A 3,368-nucleotide genomic window follows, 5' to 3' on the forward strand; every position below is an offset into this window, starting at 1 on the left:
ACTCCACTCACATAAATCCAACTCATATTATGCATATAGGAACATGCAGCCGGTTGATGTTGTGTTCGGCGCGCGAGGACGCCCCGGCCGGACTGCAGGTCTCGAGCGGGACGTCCGGTCGCTCACGCGGTGCGTCGATCGTCGTGCCGAATATGCCGATCGTGAACTCATTGCAGCACTGTCGGACTCGCCTGCATCCACGAATTCCTCTGTCAGGGATCGTGGTTGAAGGTTCCGCTCGGCACACTCGACACCGAACGCAGTGCCCGAGTTTCCACGCCAGCTCCACCCACCTCGCATCGCACCCTGTTTCCGGCTCGACGCTGATCACCCGATCGGAGACCGCATGAGCGACAACGCCCTGGCATGGTCGAGCGGGTTTCACCGAAAGAACTTGTCGCCGAGTGCGAGAACGTCATCTCCGTTCTGTGCAGAACCAAGTCTGGATGGCCAAATGGGGCGAGGAGAACAACCCGACCCCGGTGGTAACTGAACCGAACCGAACTACACAGGCCGCCGACGTTCCCGTGCACGCCTCCTCGGATCGATCACCACCCGAAACAAACTGGGCACGTATCGCGTTGACGTACCCAGGGTACTGCGCTGCCCGTATTCAGCAGTCCGGAGGTTTGATTCATCCATGAAAACCGCGGCGGAACAAAGGTTTCAAGCGCCAGTTCGGACTTTCAGCCCGTCCCGTTCCCCTCGGGTGCCCCGACCAGCGTTTCCGAGAAAATTCAGGGTCGATCAAAGGGCTGAAATACGTGGTCGGCGAGGGCGACACTGGAAGGGTGAACGTGAAGGACACCGCCGCGCGGTGCTTCCTGCAGTGCGGGTGGGCTCGTGGTGGTTGCCGACTGCGAGCGTCCGACGGTGAGAGGGTCGCCGCCGCGGTAGACGATTGCCTCGGGCGCAGCGTTCGCCGGGTCTCGGTTCCCGCTCGCCTGGATCCGGTGCGGTGACGAAATGTCGCGTGTCTTCCTGAGTCATTCGAGCCGGGATTCTCGGGCGGCGATCGCGGTGAAGCAGTGGCTGATCGAGCAGGAACCGGCTCTGGCCGACGAGATCTTCCTGGATCTGGATCCGCATACCGGGATCCGGCCGGGAGAGCGCTGGAAGCAGGCATTGCAGAAGGCCAACACCCGCTGTGAGGCTGTGCTGTGCCTGCTGTCGTCGCATTGGACGGCCTCGTACGAATGCCAAACCGAATACAGGTATGCGGAAACCTTGAACAAGGCGATCGTGTGCGCCCGGCTCGAACCGGTACCCGACAGCGGTATTACCGGCGAGTGGCAGCGTTGCGACTTGTTCGGCGAGGGTCCCACCAAGCGGATCGCCCTCGATGACGGAGGCGAACCGGTGGTTTTCGCCACCGACGGCTTGCAGCGGCTCCTCGACGGCTTGCGCGCGTTGGGGATCGGTGCGCAGTACTTTCCGTGGCCGCCACCGGGTGAGCCGGACCGGGCCCCTACCGGGGGTGGGCCCCACTCGAGGAGGCCGACGCCGCGGTCTTTTTCGGCCGGGACGCTCAGATCGTGCGAGGCATAGACGAGTTGCGCGGGATGCGCACCTCCGGGGTGCAGTCACTGTTGGTGATCCTCGGCCCCTCCGGTGCCGGTAAGTCCTCATTCCTGCGGGCCGGGCTGCTGCCCCGGCTGCGCCGCGACGACCGCACGTTCCTGCCCATGGGTATCGTGCGCCCGGAACGGGCCGTGCTCACCGGTGACCTCGGTCTGGCCCACTCCATTCATCGCCTTCGTACCGAACTGGGCTTGGACCTTCCGCTGGTGGGACAGATCAAAGAAGCCTGCCTCGCCTGCGACGTCGCGCGGCTGCGGGGATGGCTGGAGCAGGCCGGGGACGCAGCCCGTGAGCGGCTGCCGGGCCTACCTGCCGCAGCCCCGTCGCCGACCGTGGTTCTTCCGCTCGATCAAGCCGAGGAACTCTTCGGCGCCGACGCCGGACCACAGGCTCCACGGTTCCTGGAGATGCTTGCCGCTCTGCTGCGTCATGACACCGGAACCACCCCCGGCTTGCTCGCGGTGGCCACCATCCGCGCCGATCGGTACGAGCCGTTGCAGACCGCCCCCCAACTGGACGCGGTTCAGTCCGTGGTGTTCGACGATCTCAAACCGCTGCCTCCAGCGCAGTTCAAGGAAGTCATCACCGGACCCGCCGCACGGGCCACTGCGGCCGGCCGGCCGCTGGCAATCGAACCCGCCTTGGTCGACCGGCTGCTTGCCGACAGTGCGCGAGGCGCGGACACCCTTCCCCTGCTGGCACTGACCCTGCAACGCCTCTACTACAACTACGGGGGCGATGCGAACCTGACCGTGGCCGAGTACGAGGCGATGGGTGGAATGCCACAGATTGTCCAGACCGAGATCGACTCCCTGCTCACCGCCGACCCCACCGAACGAGCAGCCCAACTCGACAGCCTCCATGCTGCGTTCATCCCGTGGCTGGCCACGGTCAATCCCGACAACGACCAGCCGATGCGTCGCCTGGCTCGCTACAGCGACCTCCCCGCCGACAGCCGACCCCTGATCGACACGCTGGTGGAGAAAAGGCTGCTCGTCAAGGACATTCGCGACGGACAGGTCGTGGTCGAGGTCGCTCTGGAAAGCCTGCTACGCCAATGGAACGAACTCGCCGGATGGCTGGACACCGAGAGCCAGGAACTGAAGAACGCCGACACCCTCGAACGCGCCGTCGCAGACTGGCAGAACAACGACCGCCAAGACGCGTGGCTGCTCGAAGGCACCCGCCTCGCCGATGCCGAAGCCCTCGCCGGCAAACCCGGCTTCCGAGACCGGCTCAACCCCACCCGCGAGTTCCTGCTCGCCTCCTGCACCCGCGAAAACAACCGCATCAACGCCGAAAGACAGCGCCGCGAAGCCGAACTGCACGCCGCTAAGGCGCTTGCGGATGCGGAGTCACAGTTGCGTTTGATGGGGTTCGATCGGGAATCAGCACTTGCGATGGCCCGGGCCGAACACGAGGACTGGTGCCGGTACTATCGCGACGCAGGATGGCGGTACGGACCGGCCCGAGACGACGAACGCAAAATCCATGACAAGTTGGTCGACTGGGACACGGTCGAACGCGAGCCCGCGTTCCTGGACGCCGCGCTGAGAAGCCTCGCCGAAACGCTGTTGAAGCTTCGAGATCTCGGGTACCGGTCCAAGCCACTGTGGGAACGGTATGCCCGTGCCGGCACCGTCTCTGCTGAGCAGCGCGCCGAACCCTGGACTTGGACCTCCGAATCCGGGCAGACGATGAGCGCGAACGCGGGCCACTGGGCAATATGGGACACCGCAGGGCACAACTGGTCCGTCCGGGACGACATCTTCCGGACGTCCTACGAA

The 3,368-nt window shown here is 64.8% G+C and carries 2 protein-coding genes and 1 pseudogene; all 3 read left to right on the forward strand.

Translation table 11 applies throughout. The features are described from left to right. Positions 1-1,020: 1,020 nt before the first annotated feature. Entirely contained in the window at positions 1,021-1,548 is a 528-nt protein-coding gene (locus WAW17_RS18275; protein ID WP_422334348.1) for a toll/interleukin-1 receptor domain-containing protein, read from the forward strand. Continuing rightward, positions 1,527-2,684, forward strand: a pseudogene (locus WAW17_RS18280) (hypothetical protein); the annotation flags it as partial. The gene WAW17_RS18275 and the pseudogene WAW17_RS18280, both read left to right, overlap by 22 nt. A 297-nt stretch (positions 2,685-2,981) precedes the next feature. Then, on the forward strand, positions 2,982-3,368 hold a 387-nt coding region (locus WAW17_RS18285), incomplete at its 3' end, for a RyR domain-containing protein (protein WP_422334349.1).

Origin of the sequence: Rhodococcus sp. (in: high G+C Gram-positive bacteria), from assembly GCF_049286785.1 — a bacterium.
Taxonomy (GTDB): Bacteria; Actinomycetota; Actinomycetes; order Mycobacteriales; family Mycobacteriaceae; genus Rhodococcus_F.